The following is an 18,733-nucleotide window of genomic DNA, read 5'->3' on the forward strand; positions in this document are numbered from 1 at the left end:
CCTGCGACCCCCTAGATGGGGCGCATGGCTTCCAATCGCTTCAACACCGGTCCCGGCCCGTCGCAGCGCCAGCTGCGGGTGGGCGAACTGATCCGCCGCACGCTCTCGGACGTGCTGCTGCGCGGGGACGTGCATGACCCGGACCTGAACCGGCACTCGATCACCGTGGGCGAGGTGCGGACCTCGCCCGACCTCAAGGTGGCGACGGCCTATGTCCTGCCGCTGGGCGGCCACGACGCGCAGGAGGCGCTGGCCGCGCTGCGCCGCAACACGCGCGAGCTGCGCCACCTGGTCGCCAAGGACATGTCGCTGAAATACGCGCCGAACCTGCGCTTCGTGCTGGACGAGACCTTCGATCGCATGGACGACACCCGCCGCATCTTCGCCGACGAGCGGGTGCGCCGCGACGTCGAGGGCGACGAGGACTGGGACGAGGGCGCGGACCTCGCCCGTGACACCGGGACCGACGCGGACGATGATCGGCAGGCTTAAGCGCCGGCTCGGGCTGGCGGTCGGCGCGCTGGTGGCGATGACGCTGCCCGCCATGGCCGACATCTGCGATACGCGCGAGTTCGAGGGCACCCGCTATTCCGTCTGCACCGTCACCGCGGACGGGCAGGACGGGATGCGGCTGTGGTTGAACGGGCCGGACGGCAAGCCCTTGGGCGACTTCAGCGCGGTGCGCGGGACGCTGGGGGCGGGCGAGGTGCTGGGCTTTGCCATGAACGCGGGCATGTATCACCCGGACTATGCGCCGGTCGGGCTGTTCCGGTCCGACACCGAGGAAGCGGGCCGGGTCGTGACCGCCGGAGGCGACGGCAACTTCGGCCTGCTGCCGAACGGCGTCTTCTGCGTCGGCGCCAAGGCGCCCTTCCAGGTGATCGAAAGCCGCCGCTTCGCCGATGTCCAGCCGCAGTGCCGGCTGGCGACGCAGTCGGGGCCCCTGCTGGTCATCGACGGCGCGCTGCACCCGCGCTTCCTGCCCCAAAGCGACAGCCGCTATATCCGCAACGGCGTCGGCGTGTCGCGCGACATGAAGACGGCCTGGTTCGCGATCTCGGACGCGCCCGTGACCTTTCACCAGTTCGCCCGCTTCTTCCGGGACGGGCTTGGCGCCCGCAACGCGCTGTATTTCGATGGCTCGATCAGCCGGCTTTATGCGCCGGGGCTTCGCCGCGCGGACTGGGGCCGGCGGATGGGGCCGATCATCGGCTATGTGGGCGGGTCCTGAGAATGGCGCGGAAGAAGGGACGGGACGTCTCGGGCTGGCTTCTGATCGACAAGCCCGCGGGGGTCGGCTCGACCGACGTGGTGGGGCGCGTGCGCTGGGCGCTCGACGCGAAGAAGGCGGGGCACGCCGGGACGCTCGACCCCGACGCGACGGGCCTGCTGGCGGTCGCGCTGGGCGAGGCCACGAAGACCGTCCCCTGGCTGACCGACGCGCTGAAGGCCTATGACTTCACGGTGACCTGGGGCGCCGAGACCTCGACCGACGACGCGGCGGGCGAGGTGCTGCGCCGGTCCGACGCGCGGCCCGTGGCCGAGGCCATCGAGGCCGCCCTGCCCGCCTTCCGGGGCGAGATCCTGCAGGTTCCCCCGGCGGTGTCCGCCGTCAAGGTGGACGGCGCCCGCGCCTATGACCTCGCGCGCGAGGGCGAGGAATTCACGCTGGCCGCCCGCCCGCTGTGGGTCGAGGACCTGACGCTGACGGCCGTGCGCGAGGATCAGGCCGACCTGCACCTCGTCTGCGGCAAGGGCGGCTATGTCCGCGCCATCGCCCGCGACCTCGGCCGTGCGCTGGGCTGCCTCGGCCATGTGCAGCGCTTGCGGCGCGTCTGGTCGGGACCCTTCGACGTGGGGGGCGCGATCCCCTTCGACCGGGTGGACCGCGCGGCGCAGGCGGAACTCGACACGGCGCTGCTGCCGATCCAGTCGGCGCTGGATCTGCCCGAGATGCGCGCCACGGATCAGGGCGCGGCTCGGCTGCGGAACGGCAATCCGGGGCAGGTGCTGGGCACCGCCGATTACGGGGCCGAGGTCTGGGTCAGCCACGGGGGCCGCGCGCTCGCCATCGGCCGTTACATGGGCGGCGAGGTCCATCCCTCGCGCGTGTTCGTCCAGTCCTGAACTGGCGGGGCTGCGCCTGTGCGACTGCCGGCATGGGTATTTGCATCAGGAAGAACCTGCCTTGGCCCTTGGCGGCAAGGGGGCTTCTTCCTGACACAAATACCCATGCGGCGACGACGCAAGCGCCGCCTCAGGCGATCGAGACGCCGCGCGTTTCCCGCCCGATCCCGAAGGACAGCACCGCCGCCAGCACCAGAAGCGCCGCGAAAAGCCCGATCATGGCGTCGAAGTCGCGCGTGGCCAGCACCGCCATCAGCGAGGGTGCAGCCAGCCCCCCCAGCCGAGCAAGCGCGCCGGCCGTGCCCATGCCGGTTGCGCGCAGCGTCGTCGGGTAGACCTCGGGAGTCAGGGCATAAAGCGCGCCCCAGGTGCCCAGCAGCGCGAAGCTCATCAGCATCAGCGCGCCCGCGACGACCCCGCCTGTTGTGGCGGTGACAAAAAGCAGGCAGCCCAGCGCCGAGAGGACAAGGAAGATCCGCAGGGTCCTCTGCCGCCCCCAGGCCTCGACCCCCCAGGCCGCCAGCGCATAGCCCGGCAGCTGCGCCAGCGCGAGGATCACGAGGAAGCCGTAGCCGCGCACGAAGCCGAAGCCCTCGGTCGCAAGCTTGCCGGGCAGCCAGACGAAGACGCCGTAATAGCTGAGCGAGACCAGGAACCACACCGCCAGCACCGCCAGCGTGGTCCGCGCCAGTCCCGCAGAGAAGATGCCGCCTGCGGGGACGGGCGCCGCGGGCGGCAGGACCAGCCGCGCCTGGGACGCCAGGGCGGGCGCCCCGTTCGCCGTGCGGATGCGGTCGAGGATGGCGCGGGCCTCGGGCTCGCGCCCCCGGTGCAGCAGGTACATGGGTGATTCCGGCACCCAGAGCCGCAGGAAGATCCCGAGGCAGGCAGGCAGCGCCGCCACGAGGTAGATCAGCTTCCAGGGTGCGGCGACCGCAAAGGTGGCCGCGAACCAGGCCGTCAGCGCCACGACCAGCGTGCCCAGCGCCCAGAAGCCTTCCAGCCAGACCAGCCAGCGGCCGCGGTTCTTCGGCGGCAGGAACTCGGCCATCATCGCGTAGTCCACCGGCAGGGTGCCACCCACGGCCATCCCCGTCAGGAAGCGCCAGGCCAGAAGCCAGCCGAAGCCGGGTGCGAAGACCGAGGCGATGCCGAAGACCGCGTCGCAGGCCACCGTCACCATCAGGACGTTGCGCCGCCCGATCCGGTCCGCCAGCCTGCCGAAGAGCGCCGCGCCCAGGAACATCCCGAGGAAGAACAGCGTCCCGCTTTGCAGCGCGGTCCGCATCTCGACCCCGAAGCTCGCCGCGATCGAGGGCGCGGCGAAGCCCACCGCCACCACCTGCATGGCGTCGGCCGCCCAGACCAGCCCGAAGATCCCCATCAGCCGACGCTGGAAGCGCCCTGCGCCCGCCTGGGCCAGCGCCTCATCGACCGTGACGTTCATCCTGCACTCCTCCGGATGCCATTTCTCCTTGCAAAAAGGGGCCGCGCCCAAGCGCGACCCCCTTTCTTCGTCCGAAAGTCCTGAGCGGATCAGGCGTTGACGCTGTCCTTCAGCGACTTGGCGATGGTGACCTTGACCACCTTGTCGGCGGGCTTGGTCATCATTTCCTGCGTCTGCGGGTTGCGGACCTGCCGCTCGGGGCGGGCGCGGCAGGCGACCTTGCCGATCCCCGGCAGCGTCAGCGCGCCGCCTTCGGCGACGGTGCGGGCAACCAGCGCGCCCAGCGCGTCCAGCGCCGCGGACGCGGTCTTCTTGTCGCTGCCCATTTCCTCGGCCAGAGCAGCCACCAGCTGCGTCTTGGTCATGGGCTTGGCGGGGGCGGCTTGGGCCATTGGAACCTGTCTCCTCGTGTGGCGCGCGCGTTCGGGCGGGCATGTCCGGCGCCAGTCAAGCTGGCATGGCCCTGCTACAGCCCGTTTGCCCCAATATTTCAAGCCCTTTTCGGTCCTTCCTTGCGCCGGATGGCGGCAGATGGCCCGAAAACGGCCTTTCCGGACCCGAGGTCACAGGAAGGCGGTCTCGTGGAAGGACCGCAGCTTGCGGGAATGCAGCCGCTCGACCGGGGTGGCCCGCAGCTTTTCCATCGCGCGGATGCCGATCAGCAGGTGGCTGGACACCTGCGTGCGGTAGAAGTCGGTCGCCATGCCGGGCAGCTTCAACTCGCCATGCAGGGGCTTGTCGCTGACGCACAGAAGCGTGCCGTAGGGCACCCGGAAGCGGAAGCCGTTGGCCGCGATGGTGGCGCTTTCCATGTCCAGCGCGATGGCGCGGCTGAGGCTGAGCCGGTGGACGGGGGTGTCGCGCAGTTCCCAGTTGCGGTTGTCAATGGTGGCGACGGTGCCCGTCCGCATGATCCGCTTCAGCTCGAAGCCGTCCAGTTCGGTGATCTCGGCCACGGCCTCCTGCAGCGCCACCTGCACCTCGGCCAGGGTCGGCAGCGGCACCCAGACCGGCAGGTCGTCGTCCAGCACGTGGTCCAGCCGCAGATAGGCGTGCGCCAGCACGTAATCCCCCAGCCGCTGGCTGTTGCGCAGCCCCGCGCAATGGCCGACCATCAGCCAGGCGTGCGGGCGCAGCACGGCGATGTGGTCGGTCGCGGTCTTGGCGTTGGACGGCCCCACCCCGATGTTGACCAGCGTGATCCCCTGCCCGTCGGGGCGCTTGAGGTGATAGGCCGGCATCTGCGGGGTCTTGGCGACCGGCACCGAGGCATCGTCCGGCCGCTCGATCATGTGGTTCCCGGGGCCCACGAAGGAGGTGTAGCCCGACGAGGGGTCGGCCAGCGCCTTGCGGGCGAAGGCCTCGAACTCGTCCACGTAGAACTGGTAGTTGGTGAATAGCACAAAGCTCTGGAAATGGTCGGGGGCGGTCGCCGTGTAATGCGCGAGCCGCGCCAGGGAGTAATCCACCCGCTGCGCCGTGAAGGGCGCAAGGTGGCGCGTCCCGTCCACAAGCGCGTCGGCCACCCCGTTCACAATGTCGTCGTTCATCGTCACGAGGTCCGGCACGTCGAAGATGTCGCGCAGGGAATAGTCCAGCACGCCTTCCTGCGGCACGTTCAGGTCGCTTTGGGTGGCGACCGCGAAATGCACCGGAATGGGGGTGTCGCTTTCCCCGACCGAGACCGGCACCTCGTGGTTGCGGATCAGCAGCCCGATCTGCTGGACCAGGTAGTCGCGGAACAGGTCGGGCCGCGTGATGGTCGCCCCATAGCTGCCCGGCAGGGTGACATGCCCGAAGGCCAGCCGGGAATCGGCCTGCTGGTGGCTCGAGGTGGTCAGCCGGACTTCGGGGTAGAAGGCGCGGAAACGCGCGGCCGGCGGCGGTCCCCCCCGCAGCGTGCCGACGAAGCGGTCCAGCAGCCAGCCGGTCGCGCGGTCGTAAAGCTGGATCAGGCGCTCCACGGCCGCGTGGGGATCGTCGAAATACTCGCGCTCGACCGGAGGCGGGGTCTCGACGGGCAGCAGGCGGGATATCTGGTCCATGGGCAGGCTCCTTTGAGGCCGAGAGTGTCAGCGGGCCGTGGCACTGGCAAGACGGCGGAGGCGGCCCTATCTCGGGGGCATGGACATCTCTATTCTCGATCTCGCCCCCGTGCCCGAGGGCTCGGACGCAAAGGCTGCGATCGCCAGCAGCGTCGCGCTTGCCCGGGCCGCCGAGGCGCAGGGCTACAAGCGCTACTGGCTGGCCGAACATCACAACATGCCGGGAATCGCCAGCGCGGCGACGGCCGTGCTGATCGGGCATATCGCCGATCATACCCGGACCATCCGCCTGGGGGCGGGGGGCATCATGCTGCCGAACCACGCGCCCCTGGCGGTGGCCGAGGCCTTCGGGACACTGGCCACCATCCACGGGCCGCGCATCGACCTCGGGCTGGGGCGCGCGCCCGGCGGCGACGGGGCGGTGATGCACGCGCTGCGGCGCGGCCATTCGCGCAACGAGGACTTCCCCAACGACGTGGTGGAACTGCTGCACTATCTCGGCCCCGAGCGCCCCGGCGCGGCCGTGGCCGCGCATCCGGGCCAGGGCACGAACGTGCCGGTCTGGATCCTTGGCTCGTCGCTTTACGGCGCGAGCCTCGCGGCGGCGCTGGGGCTGCCCTATGCCTTTGCCTCGCATTTCGCGCCCGACGCGCTGGATGACGCGGTGGCGCTGTATCGCGACCGCTTCCAGCCGGGCCCCTGGGGGGACAAGCCGCGCTTCATGCTGGCGGCGAACCTGATCGCCGCCGACACGGACGAGGAAGCACGGCGGCTACGCACCAGTTCGCAGATCCAGTTCTTCCGGCTGCGGACCGGCAATCCGGGCAAGCTGCCCGCGCCGGTGGACGACCTCGACACGGTCGTGCCCGCGCAATACCAGTCGATGGTGGACCGGGTGCTGAGCGTCAGCGCCGTCGGCGCCCCCGAGGCGGTCAAGGCGCAGATCGACGCCATGGTCGCCCGCTACAAGCCCGACGAGCTGATCCTGACCGGCAACATCTGGGACCCCGAGGCGCGGGCCCGCTCCTTCGCGATCGGGGCCGAGGTTCTGGGGCTGCCGCGCGCATGACCCGGCGTCTTGTGGTGCTGGGCCACGGCTACTCGGCCGGATTCCTGACCCGACGGCTGGTGCCCGAAGGCTGGACCGTGACCGGCACCACCCGCGACGATCCCGCGCGCGTCCAGGCGGCAGGCGCCACGCCGCTGCGCTGGCCCGGCGAGGAGGACGCGGTCCGCGCCGCCCTCGCCCGCGCCGACGCGATCCTTGTCAGCGCCGGGCCGGACGGGGGCGAATGCCCCGCCCTGCGCGACTTCGGCGCGGCCATCGCGGCAAGCCCGGCCGGCTGGCTGGGATATCTCTCGACCACCGGCGTTTATGGCGACCGGCAGGGGGACTGGGTGGACGAGGACTCGCCCCTCGCGCCCTCGACCCGCCGGGGCCGCGACCGGGTGGCGGCGGAAGCCGGGTGGCAGGCGCTGGCCGCAGCCTGTGGCCTGCCGCTGCACATCTTCCGCCTTGCCGGCATCTATGGCCCCGGGCGCGGCCCCTTCGAGAAGGTGCGCAACGGCACCGCCCGGCGCATCGTCAAGCCGGGGCAGGTGTTTTCCCGCATCCATGCCGAGGACATCGCGCAGGTACTGGCGGCCTCGATCGCCCAGCCCGATCCGGGTGCGATCTACAACCTTTGCGACGACGACCCCGCCCCGCCCGAGGACGTGCTGGAACATGCAGCCCACCTGCTGGGCCTGCCCCCGCCGCCCGCCGAGGACTTCGCCACGGCCGCCATGACGCCGATGGCCCGCAGCTTCTATGCCGAAAGCAAGCGCGTCTCGAACGCGCGGATCAAGCGCGAGCTCGGCATCCGGCTGATCCACCCGGATTACCGCAGCGGGCTGGCCGCGATCCTGGCCGGGGACTCCGTCAGGGCGTGATGCGGCAGCAGCCGTTCTCCATCCGCGAGGACTGGCCCGCACCCTCGAACAGCAGCGTCGCCGTCAGGCCGAAGAAGCGGTCCGACATCCCGTCCGTGCACTGACCGGGGGTCAGCACCACGGTCAACCGTCCGTTGTCGTCGCCCGCGATGATGCTGCGGGCGGGCTCGCGCCGGGCGGGGTTGTCCACCACGGCCCGGCGCTGCAGGGGGCGCGACTGCTCGGGCGTCTCGTAGACGATGCTCGTCCCGACCTGCCGCAGCGTCCAGAAGGGCTCGGTCCCCAGGCAGTTCAGCGTGCCCGGGATCTCGCCCGTCTTCCACACATCCGGGCGTTCCCTGAGATAGCGCATGTTGACCCAGCCCGAGCGTTCGAAGGTGTTGACCCGTGCCCAGCCGGCGCGCGCATCCACCACCTCGACCCCCTTGGCGTCATGCGGCAGTTCCGACAGGATCGAGGACGAGGCGTCGGGCATCGCCCGGATGTTCAGCACATCGTTCGCCCTGACGCCCGTCACGTCATAAAGCGTGGGCAGGATCGTCTGCGCGCCGGCGGGACCGGCCAGCGAGATCGTCAGGGCAAGAGCGGCGGCAGGGCGCATGGAAAACCTCGGGGAGTCGGGCAACGGCCCCCGGAAGGATGCCCGATCACCCGCGCGGCCGCCATGACGAATGAATCCCGGGGCCGACACAGGCATGAGAGCGGGCCGGACCCGCACCGGCAGGCTGCAGGCGCGGGTCCCCGGGCCATGCCCTTCTGCCCGGGCCGTTCAGGTCGCGGGGGCTTCCGACAGGGACGCCTGCAGATAGGGAAGCCTGGTGGTCTTCGACTTGCGGAAATCTTCCTCGACCAGCAGGCCGCCGGCGCGCACGCGGCTTGCCCTTTGGGGGAAAACCATCGCCGGGATCTTCGCCCGTTCCAGCGCGAAGCGCAGCAGCCGTTCCGAATGCAGCGCCTTGCGCTTCGCGGCGACATAATCATGGACCACGTTCAGCCGCTCGGCATAGGCCTGCGCCGCCTTGGGGCCCCGGCACAGGGCGAAGCGGTCGTTGTAGCCCGTCTTCCAGTGATGCCAGTCCGGCAGGGCAACCATGTCGCGCGTTTCCTGCACCAGCGCCTCGAGCACCGGTTCGAGGCTGTCGTGGTAGATCAGGTCGGGGCGGCAGAACAGAACGATGTCCGGGTCATGCCACTGCGCCATCCTGAAGGCCGCCGACAGGGAATACAGCTGGCGGATAAGGTTGCTCAGGCTTGAGAAGTCGTTGTTCCAGGCGTCGCCATGAGGCTTCATATCCTCGAGAATGCCGCCAAGTTGCGGCGGCACCGTAAAGCACAACGTGACCGCGTCGAGTTCGAGCAGCCGGTAGTCGTGCGGATCAAGCTCGGCGTTCTCGCCGGATCTTGCGCTCTGGATGCGGGCCTGTTGGTAAAGATGCGCCAGCATGACCGTCTCGCCCCGCCGGCGGCAGGGCTCGATGACGTTCCGGGCGATGCTTTCATGGGTCGTTGCAAGCGAGCGGGACAGCCCGAAGAAACAGACGGCAATCTTCATCGCCAAACCATGATCATGCGGCAATCGCCTTCACAATCACAGGTTACGCGTATCTGTCCAGTCTCGCCACCCCCAGCACGTCGAGCACCTTGGCCTCGATCTGGGGGGCGTCCATGGCGGCCGCGCGATACATCGCCTCGGGGCTCGCGTGGTCGATGAAGGTGTCGGGCAGGACCATGCTGCGGAAGCGCAAGCCACGGTCGAAGACGCCTTCCTCGGCCAGAAGCTGGGCGACATGGCTGCCGAAGCCGCCGACCGCGCCTTCCTCGATGGTGATCAGCGCCTCGTGCTCGCGCACCAGCCGCAGGATCAGGTCGCGGTCGAGCGGCTTGGCGAAGCGGGCATCGGCCACGGTGGGGGCAAGCCCGCGCGCCGCCAGCGATTCGCGCGCGCGCAGGACTTCGGCCAGACGCGTGCCGAAGGACAGGATGGCGACGCGGGCGCCCTCGGCCACGATGCGGCCGCGGCCGATTTCCAGCGGCTCGGGGCGCTCGGGCAACTCGACGCCGGTGCCCTCGCCCCGCGGGAAGCGGAAGGCCGAGGGACGGTCGTCCAGCGCGGCGGCGGTCGCCACCATGCGGACCAGTTCGGCCTCGTCCGCCGCCGCCATGACGACGAAGCCGGGCAGGTTCGCAAGAAAGGCCACGTCATAGGCGCCGGCATGGGTCGCCCCGTCGGCGCCGACCAGACCCGCGCGGTCGATGGCGAAGCGCACGGGCAGGCGCTGGACCGCCACGTCGTGCACGACCTGGTCATAGCCGCGCTGCAGGAAGGTCGAATAGATCGCGCAGAAGGGCCGCATCCCCCCGGCGGCAAGCCCGGCCGAGAAGGTCACGGCGTGCTGTTCCGCGATGCCCACGTCGAAGCAGCGGCGCGGGAAGCGGTCGGCGAACAGGTTCAGCCCGGTCCCGTCCGGCATGGCGGCGGTGATCGCGACGATCCGGTCGTCGCGCTCGGCCTGGGCGATCAGCGACTTCGCGAAGACGCTGGTGTAGCTGGGGGCATTGGACTTGGCCTTGGCCTGCTCGCCCGTGATCACGTCGAACTTGGCGCGGGCATGGCCCCGGTCGGCGGCGTTCTCGGCGGGCGCGTAGCCCTTGCCCTTTCTTGTCACCACATGGATCAGGACCGGCCCGTCGGCCCGCGCCTTGACCGTCCTCAGCAGCGGCAGAAGCTGGTCGAGGTCGTGGCCGTCCACCGGGCCCACGTAGGAGAAGCCCAGTTCCTCGAACAGGGTGCCGCCGATGGTGATGCCCTTCAGCATCTCCTTGGCGCGGCGCGCGCCTTCCTGCATGGGCGAGGGCAGCAGGCTGACCGCCCCCTTGGCCGCGGCCTTGAGGTCCTGCAAGGGCCGCTGGGTGTAAAGCCGGGTCAGATAGGTGGACAGGGCCCCCGTCGGCGGCGCGATCGACATCTCGTTGTCGTTCAGGATCACGAACAGCCGCGTGCCCATGTGGCCCGCGTTGTTCATCGCCTCGAAGGCCATGCCCCCGCTCATCGCGCCGTCGCCGATCACCGCGATGGCGTCGCCCGGATCGCCGCCGAGGTCGCGGGCGGCGGCAAAGCCCAGCGCCGCGCTGATCGAGGTCGAGGAATGCCCCGCCCCGAAGGGGTCATGCGGGCTTTCCGACCGCTTGGTGAAGCCGGAAAGGCCGCCTTCCATCCGCAGGGTGCGGATGCGGTCGCGCCGGCCGGTCAGGATCTTGTGGGGATAGCACTGGTGGCCCACGTCCCAGATGATCTTGTCGCGCGGGCTGTCCCAGACGGCGTGCAGCGCCACCGTCAGCTCCACCACCCCCAGCCCGGCGCCCAGGTGGCCGCCGGTCACGCTGACGGCGCTGATCGTCTCGGCGCGCAACTCGTCGGCCAGCTGGTGCAGCTGGCGGTCGCTCAGCGCCTTGAGGTCGGCGGGCGAAGCGACGCGGTCGAGGATCGGGGTGGCGGGACGCGCGGGCGTGTCGGTCATGGGCTGGCCCCTTCCGGGCGGGCGGACCCCCTGAAAGGCGGTCGGTCTCAGGTCTGGCGGTGGATAACGAAACGCGCCAGGGCCCGCAAGTTTCCGGCCCTGTCGCCGTAGCGTTCCAGCGCCGCCTCGGCGCGCGCCACTCTCTCGGCGGCCCGCGCCCGCGCCTCTTCCAGCCCCAGCAGCGACACGAAGGTGGCCTTGCCCGCCGCCTCGTCCTTGCCGGTGCGCTTGCCGGTCTGTTCCGCGCTGGCGGTCACGTCGAGGATGTCGTCGGCGATCTGGAAGGCCAGCCCGAGATTTCGGGCATAGTCCTCCAGCGGGGCGGGATCGGCGCCCCCCATGATCGCCCCCGCCGTAGCCGAGAAACGGATCAGCGCGCCGGTCTTGGCGTGCTGCAGCGCCTCGATGGCGGCAAGGTCCAGCGGAGCCCCCGCCGTCTCGGCCGCGATGTCCTGCGCCTGTCCCCAGACCATGCCGCGCGCGCCCGAGGCCTCGGCCAGCCGCGCCACCAGCGCGATGCGCGCCTCGGCCGGGCCGATCACCGGGTTGGAGAGCAGCGCGAAGGCCTGCGTCTGCAGGGCGTCGCCCGCAAGGATCGCCGTCGCCTCGGTCCAGCGGATGTGGCAGGTGGGCTGGCCCCGGCGCAGGTCGTCGTCGTCCATCGCCGGCAGGTCGTCATGGACGAGGCTGTAGGCGTGCAGCAGCTCCACCGCCACGGCGACCGGCATCGCGCTCAGGTCCTCGACCCCGAACAGCCGCGCCGATTCCAGCACAAGGAAGGCTCGGACGCGCTTGCCCCCCGTGGCGGCGTACCGCATCGCGTCCGTCAGGTCGCCCGGCGGCAGGTCCGCAAGCGCAGCCTCGACGGCGCTCGCTGTGGCGCGCTGCACCTCCTCCAGCCTCTGCTGCATGCTTACAGCCCTTCGACCGGGGTGGTCCCGCCGGGCTCGCCATTGGCGGCGAGCATGATCTTCTCGACCCGTTCCTCGGCCTGGCGCAAGCGGCGCTCGCAATGGGCGCGCAGCTTCGCGCCGCGTTCGTAAAGGGCGATGGACTGCTCCAGCGTCGCCTCGCCATGTTCCAGCTTGCCGACGACCGATTCGAGTTCCTTCATCGCGTCCTCGAAGGACATCCCGTCGATTTCGGCGTCGGTCATGAGGCGGTTCCTTGCAGCGCGGTGACATGGGCGCGGGCGGATCGGCCCAGCGCGGCCAGATCATAGCCCCCTTCCAGGACCGAGACCACCGGGGCCGCGCCCGCCGCGCCCACGATCATGGCCGTGATCGCGGCAAAGTCATCCTCGTCCCATTCCAGCGAGGCCAGCGGATCGGCCGCATGGGCGTCGAAGCCCGCCGAGACGATGACAAGCTGCGGGGCATGGGCGCGCAGCCTGTCCGTGACCTGCAGCCATGCCGTCCGCGCCTGTGCCCCGCCCGATCCGGGCGGCAGGGGAAGGTTCATCACCTGCCCATGGGCGCCGGTCTCGGACGCGCGGCCGGTGCCCGGATAAAGCGGCATCTGGTGGGTCGAGGCGAAGAAGGCGCGCCTCTCGTCCCACAGCAGGTCCTGCGTGCCGTTGCCGTGGTGGACGTCGAAGTCCAGCACCGCCACCCGGTCAAGCCCGTGGTGGTCCAGCCCCCGCTTCGCGGCGATGGCGGCAGTGCCGAGCAGGCAGAAGCCCATCGGCGTCTCGCGTTCCGCATGGTGCCCCGGCGGGCGCATGGCGACAAAGGCGCGGGCGTCCTCGCCCGCCAGCACGGCATCCACCGCCGCGCAGGCCGCACCGACGGCGCGCAGCGCGGCCTCCATGCTGCCGGGCGACAGCCAGGTGTCGGGGTCCAGCGCCACCTGCCCTTGTGCGGGGACCGCCGCCTTCAGCCGCGCGAGGTAACGCTCGGGATAACAGCGCAGCACATCCGCCGCATCGGCCGGCGGCGCTTCGCGGCGGTCGAGGTCCAGCCCGGCCAGCCCCTCCAACACCGCCCCGTGGCGGGCGGGCTGCTCGGGGTGGCCGGGCGGCGTGACGTGCCGCGCAGACGCGGGATGAGTGTAAAGGATCACCATGCCGGCAGGCCCGCGGCCATCCGCCCGGCCGCGCAACCGCGGCCTGCCGGAGCTTGGGCCTGAGGAACGGAACGGCCGCGCTGCCGGCTCAATCCTCCTCGCCCCTGCCGCCTTCGCCGCTTTCGCCGCTTTCGCCGCCGCCCTCGCCGCTGCCGCCTCCCTGGCCTTCATCGCCGCCGGAGCCGTCGTTGCCCCCAGCGCCCTCGTCCCCGCCAGAGCCGTCGTCGCCATCGCGGCCGCCGTCATCGCCATCGCCGCCTTCGGGGCCGCCGTCCCCATCGTCCCCGGAGCCGTTCCCGGGTCCGTCATCCTCCGCCTCGGCACCGCGGCGGCCATCGTCGTCCGGGCGGCCGTCGTCGTCATCGCCGCCGACAGGCTCAAGCCGCCCCCCGTCCCGGTCCCAGGAAAAGCTGTGCCTTTCGCCTTCCCGGGTGGCCGAGACGGTCACCTCGCCGTCATCCTCGTCGATGCTGACATCCGAATATCCCTGCCCGGCCAGGCTGCGGGCGATGGCCTGCCCCTCGGCCCGGCTGACCTGCGCCACGGCCGGCGCCACAAGAGCTGCGGCAAGGCCTGCGGCGACGATCATGGTCCTGATCCCTGCGGTCGTCATGGCGCTCCTCCTCGAGCATCACCCTGATCAAGAACGATGGGTGCGGCAGGGCCTCACTGCAAGACATTCCCCGGGACCCGGCGCCCCTTTGCCGAAAGGCGCGGCGAAAAGGCCGGCGCCGCGCCTGCGGGACCGCCGCATGGGTACTTGGATCAGAGAGAAGCCGCCGGGCGCGGGACCAAGGGCGGATTTCTTCCTGACCCAGATACCCCATGCGGCGCTTCGGCCAGGACGGCCCTGGCCCTGCGCGCGCGCCTCAGGCAACCAGGCGGGTGCCGTCGTGGCCGGCGATCGTCACATCCAGCAGCGTGCCCTCGGGCAGGTCGCGGGCAAAGGACACCTCGGTGAACTGCTCGGTCCGGCCGATGCGGGGGCCTTCGGTCAGGACGCGGTGGGTGCGGCCGACCTGCGCGGCCAGATGGGCGGTCAGCGCCGCCTCGCCCACCGCCCGCAGGCGCGCGGCGCGGTCCTTGATGGCGGGGCCGGGGACGCGGGGCATCCGCGCGGCCGGGGTGCCCTGGCGGGCGCTGTAGGGGAAGACGTGCAGGAAGGTCAGGCCGCAGTCCTGAACCAGCTTCACCGAGTTCTCGAAATGCACCTCGGTTTCCGTCGGAAAGCCCGCGATGATGTCGGCGCCGAAGACGATGCCGGGCCGCAGGCGGCGGGCTTCCTCGCAGAAAGCGATGGCATCGTCGCGCAGGTGCCGGCGTTTCATGCGCTTGAGGATCAGGTCGTCGCCGTGCTGCAGGCTCAGGTGCAGGTGCGGCATCAGGCGCGGCTCGGTGGCGATCGCCTCCATCAGTTCGGGGTCGGCCTCGATCGAATCGATCGAGGAGATCCGAAGGCGCGGCAGGTCGGGCACCATCTTCAGGATGCGCCGCACGAGGTTGCCCAGCCGCGGCTGCCCCGGCAGGTCCGCGCCCCACGAGGTCAGGTCCACGCCGGTCAGCACGACCTCGTTGAAGCCCCGGTCGCGCAGCCGCCTGATCTGGTCCACGACCACGCCGGCGGGGACGGACCGCGAGTTCCCCCGGCCGTAGGGGATGATGCAGAAGGTGCAGCGGTGGTCGCAGCCGTTCTGGACCTGCACATAGGCGCGGTGGCGGCCGAAGCCGTCGATCAGGTGGCCCGCCGTCTCGCGCACCGACATGATGTCGTCCACCATCACCCGTTCCGTGCCATAGTCGGGCGCGGCGAGGCTGGCCCATGTCGCGGGCTGCATCTTCTCGTGGTTGCCGACGACCCGGGCGACCTCGGGCATGGCGGCGAAGGTCTCGGGTTCTGTCTGGGCGGCGCAGCCGGTGACGATGATCGGCGCGCCGGGGTTTTCCCGCGCAAGACGGCGGATTTCCTGCCGCGCCTTGCGGACCGCCTCGGCGGTGACGGCGCAGGTGTTGACGATCACCGCGCCGCTGAGCCCCGCGGCCTCGGCCATCTCGGCCATGGCCTCGGACTCGTACGCATTGAGCCGGCAGCCCAGCGTGGCGAAGATCGGGGGCGCTCTCATCGGACGGACTCCAGCCAGTCGGGGGACAGCACGCCCTCGAAGACGCGCGCCACGGGGCCGGTCATCCAGACCCCGTCCTCGCGCCAGTCCACGGCCAGCGTGCCGCCGTCGAGGTCCAGCACCACCTTGCGCCCCGTCAGCCCGCGCCGGTGCGCCGCCACGGCCGTCGCGCAGGCGCCCGAGCCGCAGGCCAGCGTCACGCCCGCGCCGCGTTCCCAGACCCGCATCCGCAGCCGGTCGGGTCCGGTCAGCGAGGCGAATTCGACATTCGTGCGCTCGGGGAACAGCGCGTCATGCTCGATCCGGGGGCCGAGCGTTTCCAGCGCCACCGTTCCGGCATCCGGGACGAAGAAGACGCAATGGGGGTTGCCCATGCCGACGGCCGCGGGACCACCTTCCAGCGGCAGGCGGTCCGTGTCCGTCTCATGCGCCAGCGGCACCTCGTCCCACCGAAGCTGCGGATGGCCCATGTTGACATGGACCCGGCCCTCGCGGCGCTCGGCTTCCAGCATCCCGCGCCGGGTGGAAAAGCGCAGCCGGTCGCGGCCGAGGTCCGCCATCATCAGCGCGGCCACGCAGCGCGAGGCATTGCCGCAGGCCCCGGCTTCCGAGCCGTCGGCGTTCCAGAACTCCAGCCGGTAGTCCGCCCCGTCGTCCGGCCGGATCTCGGCCAGTTGGTCGAAGCCCACGCCGCGGTTGCGGTCGCCCAGCGCCCGCGCCAGCGCAGGCGTCACCCGCCGCCGGGCGGCATCGCGCGAGTCGATGATGACGAAGTCGTTGCCCGCCCCGTGCATCTTCACGAAGCCGAGCCCGGCCGGATTCTGATGTTTCATCGCGGCGATATACGCCCGCGACGACGATTCCGCCAGATGGACGGAAATTTGCCCTTGACCACCCCCGAAGCCCCCCGTAATGAGGCGCCCTGTGTTGGGCCCATAGCTCAGTTGGTAGAGCAACTGACTTTTAATCAGTGGGTCACAGGTTCGAATCCTGTTGGGCTCACCACTGTTTTCATTTTATCGTTTCCTTTCATGGGGTTATGCACCTGCTTTGTCCAACGGGCGAAGGTGTTGGACATTGTTGCCGGGAAGCAGCGCCAGCGCGCCGGCCGCCAGCTTCACGCGGTTTGCGGCTTGGACGTAGCGCCGCGCCTCTTGCGGGGTCTTGTGCGCGAGGAAGGCCATGATCTGAAATTCGGAAGCACCCTGATCCGCAAGACGGGTCGCACCATACTTGCGCAGGCCATGCGCGCGGCACTCGCCCGGCAACCCGGCATCGCGGCACTGGTCGGCAAACCAGTTGCCGAAACTCTCGACCGTGTAGGGGTTGCCGTCGCGGTTCAGGATGAACGTGGCTTGGGTCGGCGGAAGCTGGCGAAGCTCGGCCACAAGCTCGGGCAGGTATTCCAGCGGTAGCTCCACGTCCTGTCCGGTCTTGATCCTGCGATACCAGATATTGCCGCCCTTGATGTTCATGCGCCCCATCGCTCGCGCGTCCTGACGGGCGGCCCCGGTGCCGATGATGAGTTCAAGCGCCATCCGCGCATCCGTGCCGCTGGCGTGGTAGTCGCGAAATTGCGCAACCTGCTCATCAGTCCAAGTATGAAAACCGCCCGACTTGATCTTGCGGCGGTCAACCTGTTCGGTCGGGGAAACGCCGGTAAAGCCAAGCCGTTTGCGCGCATAGGTGTAGATTTCGGACAGTTCCTTGTGCAGGCGATTCGCCGCAGTCGGTCCGCCTTTCAGATCCATCAGGTGTTCGACATGGTAAGGTTGCAGATCGGACAGGCGCGCGGCCCCGATTTTTTCCCTGATCCAGTCCAGCCGCAGCCGCTTGTGATAGCGGGTTGATTCGCGCAGCTCGCAGAACGATTTGCTCGACAAGTAATCGGTAATGGTGTGGTCGAAGGTGCCGCGCGAGTGCTGCGACTTAGGCGGCTCGAACGTGCCCGTGATCGCCGCCTTGTAAGCCTCGACCATTGAGCGCGAAGCCCACGGACCGGGAAGATAGCAGTCGATCTTGCGGCCCTTGATTGTCTTGCGAAGGCGGATGCGCTTGCCGCCGCGCGGGTCGTCAACGATGGTCGCACCGGGGAAGGGATTGCGCTTGCTCATGCCAGCCCCAGCATCTTGTCGATTTCGTTGGGGCCGCTGGACGCCGCGCCCGCCGTGATGGTGATTCGCGTTCCGTCCGGTCGCTCGGCCGATACCGTCCAATGCTCGATGTTGGCCTCGCGCATTACTTGCGCGTAGCCTGCCAACTCGTTCTTGGGGATGGTGACGGGACGGGCGGCCATGCGTCAGCCCTCGCCCCGCAGGAACTGCCCCATCTTCTTGATGGTGCTATCAGTGAAGTAATAGACGCGCGAAAGGTCGCCGTAGCCCTTGCGCTCGAACTCGCGCTGATACCGCTCGGCCCACGCCATGATGTCGTCGCCTTCCTGGGGACCGGCGTTGTAGTGATGTTCTTCGTTGAACTTCCCGCCAACAAAAAGGCGAATAACCGCCTGCGGCGACGGCCCGTGTAGTCTAAACTCCGCCTGATATAGCTGCGGAATCACTCGGCCCTGAACTTCCTTTTTCGGCAATGCGTCGTAAGCGTTTTTGAACTCGCCAGCGGCCGCGCTTGCGACAAAGGCGTTCAAGGCTTGGCCAAACGTGTGATTCTCGGGCAGAGCCTGCACAGTGGGCAGCGAGAACCCCTCCAGCCCCCACTTGCGAGCGGGGTTGCCGGAAAGGTGAGCATAGGTCCGCACCGTTTCGGCTGTCTCCCTGATGATCGCGCCGCTTGCGGCCCCGATGAGCAGGTTGGTTACGTCACCGGAATCCATCTTCGCGGCGCTTCGTCCCCGGCCGCCCTTCGCGCGCAGGCCGTTCGCGGCAAGTTCTCGGTCAATCTGCGTCAGCGTGATCTCGGGCACTCCCAAGGCGGCTGCCGCCTGCTTCACCATCTCGCCGGGAGTAGTCATGTTGTGCCTCCGAAGCCCTCCATTGGTATATTCCACAAATGACGCGGCATTGCAACCCCATTTGCTTTTTTTCCGAAAGAAGCTGGTGGCAAGCTTGTTTCAGGCCGAAGCCGCAAGCTATCGTCCTAGAGGTCTTCGGACTCGTTCCAGTGAGCCGCACCCCTGCCAGTAACCGATGAGGCAATCCTATGGCTGCAAAATCGCTCTCATACTCCACTCGGGTTTATGTCAAAAACCCCGGCGGCGCCTACGATCCTGCCCCACTGCATGAGTTTGATCTCCATGAGATGGATCATCCGCCCGCCTTCATGCCGGGTGATACTCTCTGTTCATGGTCCCAGCTGTCAGGTGAGACTAAGGGGCGGAATCACTATTACAGGGTGATCGAGCGACTACTGCGCGTTGAGGCGAACGGCTTTGACGTGTTCATTTTGGTTGAGGAAGTCGAACCGGGCTGGACCTCCACCTTCGACTGATCCGAAGTGTTAACGTCGGCAAGTGGCACTTCCCGC

The 18,733-nt window shown here is 69.4% G+C and carries 21 protein-coding genes and 1 tRNA gene; 7 read left to right on the plus strand and 15 right to left on the minus strand.

The window, feature by feature from the left end; genetic code table 11:
* Nucleotides 1-24: 24 nt before the first annotated feature.
* Genes rbfA through truB form a run of 3 tightly spaced genes read left to right on the plus strand, consistent with a single transcriptional unit; the run spans nt 25 to nt 2,127 of the window.
* On the plus strand, nt 25-492 hold the full coding sequence (rbfA, locus tag CK240_RS12280; protein ID WP_095640635.1) for a 30S ribosome-binding factor RbfA: 468 nt from the start codon (nt 25-27) through the stop codon (nt 490-492).
* On the plus strand, nt 476-1,231 hold the full coding sequence (locus tag CK240_RS12285; protein ID WP_095640636.1) for a phosphodiester glycosidase family protein: 756 nt from the start codon (nt 476-478) through the stop codon (nt 1,229-1,231). The genes rbfA and CK240_RS12285 overlap by 17 nt, the downstream gene beginning before the upstream one ends.
* Before the next feature lie 2 nt (nt 1,232-1,233).
* Nucleotides 1,234-2,127, plus strand: coding sequence for a tRNA pseudouridine(55) synthase TruB (gene truB, locus CK240_RS12290; protein WP_095640637.1), 894 nt, complete (start codon nt 1,234-1,236; stop codon nt 2,125-2,127).
* Nucleotides 2,128-2,257: 130 nt separating this feature from the next.
* Here the strand turns inward: truB and CK240_RS12295 are convergent, their stop codons facing one another.
* The 3 genes from CK240_RS12295 to CK240_RS12305 all read right to left on the minus strand — a co-directional run bounded on the left by CK240_RS12295 (nt 2,258) and on the right by CK240_RS12305 (nt 5,619).
* Nucleotides 2,258-3,574: an MFS transporter gene (locus CK240_RS12295; RefSeq protein WP_095640638.1), complete on the minus strand. Its 1,317-nt coding sequence runs from the start codon at nt 3,572-3,574 to the stop codon at nt 2,258-2,260.
* A gap of 89 nt (nt 3,575-3,663) precedes the next feature.
* The gene (locus tag CK240_RS12300) at nt 3,664-3,966 is read right to left on the minus strand and encodes an HU family DNA-binding protein (protein WP_090757072.1); all 303 of its coding nucleotides are present in this window, start codon (nt 3,964-3,966) and stop codon (nt 3,664-3,666) included.
* Nucleotides 3,967-4,137: 171 nt separating this feature from the next.
* Entirely contained in the window at nt 4,138-5,619 is a 1,482-nt protein-coding gene (locus tag CK240_RS12305) for an AMP nucleosidase (protein ID WP_095640639.1), read from the minus strand.
* A 79-nt stretch (nt 5,620-5,698) separates the two neighbouring features.
* Here CK240_RS12305 and CK240_RS12310 point away from each other — a divergent pair, with 79 nt between their 5' ends.
* Nucleotides 5,699-6,688, plus strand: a complete 990-nt coding sequence (locus tag CK240_RS12310; RefSeq protein WP_095640640.1) for an LLM class flavin-dependent oxidoreductase — start codon at nt 5,699-5,701, stop codon at nt 6,686-6,688.
* The gene (locus CK240_RS12315; protein WP_095640641.1) at nt 6,685-7,551 is read left to right on the plus strand and encodes an SDR family oxidoreductase; all 867 of its coding nucleotides are present in this window, start codon (nt 6,685-6,687) and stop codon (nt 7,549-7,551) included. Before CK240_RS12310 ends, CK240_RS12315 begins: the two co-directional genes overlap by 4 nt.
* Here the strand turns inward: CK240_RS12315 and CK240_RS12320 are convergent.
* The 9 genes from CK240_RS12320 to dapF form a co-directional block, all read right to left on the minus strand.
* Nucleotides 7,541-8,152: an SH3 domain-containing protein gene (locus CK240_RS12320; RefSeq protein WP_095640642.1), complete on the minus strand. Its 612-nt coding sequence runs from the start codon at nt 8,150-8,152 to the stop codon at nt 7,541-7,543. The two genes, CK240_RS12315 and CK240_RS12320, sit on opposite strands and share 11 nt — an antisense overlap.
* Nucleotides 8,153-8,320: 168 nt before the next feature.
* Nucleotides 8,321-9,103, minus strand: coding sequence for a hypothetical protein (locus CK240_RS12325; RefSeq protein WP_135058835.1), 783 nt, complete (start codon nt 9,101-9,103; stop codon nt 8,321-8,323).
* A 43-nt stretch (nt 9,104-9,146) separates the two neighbouring features.
* Entirely contained in the window at nt 9,147-11,069 is a 1,923-nt protein-coding gene (dxs, locus tag CK240_RS12330) for a 1-deoxy-D-xylulose-5-phosphate synthase (RefSeq protein WP_095640644.1), read from the minus strand.
* A 47-nt stretch (nt 11,070-11,116) separates the two neighbouring features.
* Complete coding sequence (locus tag CK240_RS12335) at nt 11,117-11,980, minus strand: polyprenyl synthetase family protein (protein ID WP_095640645.1); 864 nt, start codon at nt 11,978-11,980, stop codon at nt 11,117-11,119.
* A gap of 2 nt (nt 11,981-11,982) precedes the next feature.
* Complete coding sequence (locus tag CK240_RS12340; protein WP_095640646.1) at nt 11,983-12,225, minus strand: exodeoxyribonuclease VII small subunit; 243 nt, start codon at nt 12,223-12,225, stop codon at nt 11,983-11,985.
* Entirely contained in the window at nt 12,222-13,133 is a 912-nt protein-coding gene (locus CK240_RS12345; RefSeq protein ID WP_095640647.1) for a histone deacetylase family protein, read from the minus strand. Before CK240_RS12345 ends, CK240_RS12340 begins: the two co-directional genes overlap by 4 nt.
* 88 nt (nt 13,134-13,221) lie before the next feature.
* Nucleotides 13,222-13,746 (minus strand): hypothetical protein, encoded by a 525-nt coding sequence (locus tag CK240_RS12350; RefSeq protein WP_095640648.1) that lies wholly within the window; start codon nt 13,744-13,746, stop codon nt 13,222-13,224.
* 256 nt (nt 13,747-14,002) lie between these two features.
* Nucleotides 14,003-15,253 (minus strand): tRNA (N(6)-L-threonylcarbamoyladenosine(37)-C(2))-methylthiotransferase MtaB, encoded by a 1,251-nt coding sequence (mtaB, locus tag CK240_RS12355; protein WP_095640649.1) that lies wholly within the window; start codon nt 15,251-15,253, stop codon nt 14,003-14,005.
* A complete protein-coding gene (dapF, locus tag CK240_RS12360) occupies nt 15,250-16,086 on the minus strand; it encodes a diaminopimelate epimerase (protein ID WP_095640650.1) in 837 nt (278 codons plus the stop codon). Before dapF ends, mtaB begins: the two co-directional genes overlap by 4 nt.
* Before the next feature lie 96 nt (nt 16,087-16,182).
* Between dapF and CK240_RS12365 the strand changes: the two genes are divergently transcribed.
* Nucleotides 16,183-16,258, plus strand: a tRNA-Lys gene (locus CK240_RS12365).
* A 32-nt stretch (nt 16,259-16,290) separates the two neighbouring features.
* Here the strand turns inward: CK240_RS12365 and CK240_RS12370 are convergent.
* Genes CK240_RS12370 through CK240_RS12380 form a run of 3 tightly spaced genes read right to left on the minus strand, consistent with a single transcriptional unit; the run spans nt 16,291 to nt 18,221 of the window.
* Nucleotides 16,291-17,367 (minus strand): tyrosine-type recombinase/integrase, encoded by a 1,077-nt coding sequence (locus CK240_RS12370; RefSeq protein WP_095640651.1) that lies wholly within the window; start codon nt 17,365-17,367, stop codon nt 16,291-16,293.
* Entirely contained in the window at nt 17,364-17,549 is a 186-nt protein-coding gene (locus CK240_RS12375; protein ID WP_095640652.1) for a hypothetical protein, read from the minus strand. Before CK240_RS12375 ends, CK240_RS12370 begins: the two co-directional genes overlap by 4 nt.
* A gap of 3 nt (nt 17,550-17,552) precedes the next feature.
* Nucleotides 17,553-18,221 carry a hypothetical protein gene (locus CK240_RS12380; protein ID WP_135058836.1) on the minus strand — a complete coding sequence of 223 codons (669 nt, stop codon included), beginning with the start codon at nt 18,219-18,221 and terminating at the stop codon, nt 17,553-17,555.
* A 188-nt stretch (nt 18,222-18,409) separates the two neighbouring features.
* On the opposite strand from CK240_RS12380, the gene CK240_RS18285 reads away from it, so the two are divergent.
* The gene (locus tag CK240_RS18285; protein ID WP_135058837.1) at nt 18,410-18,697 is read left to right on the plus strand and encodes a hypothetical protein; all 288 of its coding nucleotides are present in this window, start codon (nt 18,410-18,412) and stop codon (nt 18,695-18,697) included.
* Nucleotides 18,698-18,733 lie beyond the last annotated feature (36 nt).

The organism is Paracoccus salipaludis (assembly GCF_002287065.1).
In the GTDB taxonomy this organism is placed as follows: domain Bacteria; phylum Pseudomonadota; class Alphaproteobacteria; order Rhodobacterales; family Rhodobacteraceae; genus Paracoccus; species Paracoccus salipaludis.

Bases quoted from the DNA above. Each gene is read 5' to 3' on its own strand.
- CK240_RS12285 (WP_095640636.1), top strand. From the start codon at position 476: ATGATCGGCAGGCTTAAGCGCCGGCTCGGGCTGGCGGTCGGCGCGCTG.
- CK240_RS12345 (WP_095640647.1), bottom strand. From the start codon at position 13,133: ATGGTGATCCTTTACACTCATCCCGCGTCTGCGCGGCACGTCACGCCG.
- CK240_RS12320 (WP_095640642.1), bottom strand. From the start codon at position 8,152: ATGCGCCCTGCCGCCGCTCTTGCCCTGACGATCTCGCTGGCCGGTCCC.
- dxs (WP_095640644.1), bottom strand. From the start codon at position 11,069: ATGACCGACACGCCCGCGCGTCCCGCCACCCCGATCCTCGACCGCGTC.
- CK240_RS12350 (WP_095640648.1), bottom strand. From the start codon at position 13,746: ATGACGACCGCAGGGATCAGGACCATGATCGTCGCCGCAGGCCTTGCC.
- mtaB (WP_095640649.1), bottom strand. From the start codon at position 15,253: ATGAGAGCGCCCCCGATCTTCGCCACGCTGGGCTGCCGGCTCAATGCG.
- CK240_RS12375 (WP_095640652.1), bottom strand. From the start codon at position 17,549: ATGGCCGCCCGTCCCGTCACCATCCCCAAGAACGAGTTGGCAGGCTAC.
- CK240_RS12315 (WP_095640641.1), top strand. From the start codon at position 6,685: ATGACCCGGCGTCTTGTGGTGCTGGGCCACGGCTACTCGGCCGGATTC.
- truB (WP_095640637.1), top strand. From the start codon at position 1,234: ATGGCGCGGAAGAAGGGACGGGACGTCTCGGGCTGGCTTCTGATCGAC.
- CK240_RS12300 (WP_090757072.1), bottom strand. From the start codon at position 3,966: ATGGCCCAAGCCGCCCCCGCCAAGCCCATGACCAAGACGCAGCTGGTG.
- dapF (WP_095640650.1), bottom strand. From the start codon at position 16,086: ATGAAACATCAGAATCCGGCCGGGCTCGGCTTCGTGAAGATGCACGGG.
- CK240_RS12305 (WP_095640639.1), bottom strand. From the start codon at position 5,619: ATGGACCAGATATCCCGCCTGCTGCCCGTCGAGACCCCGCCTCCGGTC.
- CK240_RS12370 (WP_095640651.1), bottom strand. From the start codon at position 17,367: ATGAGCAAGCGCAATCCCTTCCCCGGTGCGACCATCGTTGACGACCCG.
- CK240_RS12335 (WP_095640645.1), bottom strand. From the start codon at position 11,980: ATGCAGCAGAGGCTGGAGGAGGTGCAGCGCGCCACAGCGAGCGCCGTC.
- CK240_RS12310 (WP_095640640.1), top strand. From the start codon at position 5,699: ATGGACATCTCTATTCTCGATCTCGCCCCCGTGCCCGAGGGCTCGGAC.
- CK240_RS12380 (WP_135058836.1), bottom strand. From the start codon at position 18,221: ATGACTACTCCCGGCGAGATGGTGAAGCAGGCGGCAGCCGCCTTGGGA.
- rbfA (WP_095640635.1), top strand. From the start codon at position 25: ATGGCTTCCAATCGCTTCAACACCGGTCCCGGCCCGTCGCAGCGCCAG.
- CK240_RS18285 (WP_135058837.1), top strand. From the start codon at position 18,410: ATGGCTGCAAAATCGCTCTCATACTCCACTCGGGTTTATGTCAAAAAC.
- CK240_RS12340 (WP_095640646.1), bottom strand. From the start codon at position 12,225: ATGACCGACGCCGAAATCGACGGGATGTCCTTCGAGGACGCGATGAAG.
- CK240_RS12295 (WP_095640638.1), bottom strand. From the start codon at position 3,574: ATGAACGTCACGGTCGATGAGGCGCTGGCCCAGGCGGGCGCAGGGCGC.
- CK240_RS12325 (WP_135058835.1), bottom strand. From the start codon at position 9,103: ATGAAGATTGCCGTCTGTTTCTTCGGGCTGTCCCGCTCGCTTGCAACG.